This window comes from Phocaeicola faecium (assembly GCF_014837055.1).
Lineage (GTDB): Bacteria > Bacteroidota > Bacteroidia > Bacteroidales > Bacteroidaceae > Phocaeicola > Phocaeicola gallinarum.
Window position 1 is genome coordinate 1 of the sequence record NZ_JACSPQ010000064.1, and the last position, 317, is coordinate 317.

Here is a 317-nt window from a genome sequence, read left to right on the forward strand (position 1 = left end):
GTATTATGCCACGATTATCGCGCGGTGAGAAGACGCCTGCCGTAATCCAGCACAATACCGTCCAACAGGCCGTGTTCGCTGGCCACGAACGAGTCGATCGCCACGCCGTGATCGGCCTTGGCCGCCTCGCCGATGCGGGCCAGCACACGGCTCCATACCAGCGCGCCGCCGCCGACCACGTCGATGCGGCCGGGGTGGATGGTCCTGTATTCGCGGCGCTCCTCACGCGGCATGCGGAGGAACCGGTCGTTGACGGCGAACGCGTCCGGGAACGGCACACGGACGCCATCCACCAGACGGTGGTCGTACTCCTTGAG

Annotated in this window: 1 pseudogene; it reads right to left on the reverse strand. The window is 66.2% G+C overall.

Features of this window, described 5'->3' with window-relative positions:
* Positions 1-14 precede the first annotated feature (14 nt).
* Positions 15-317: pseudogene (locus H9626_RS15870) on the reverse strand (hypothetical protein); the annotation flags it as partial.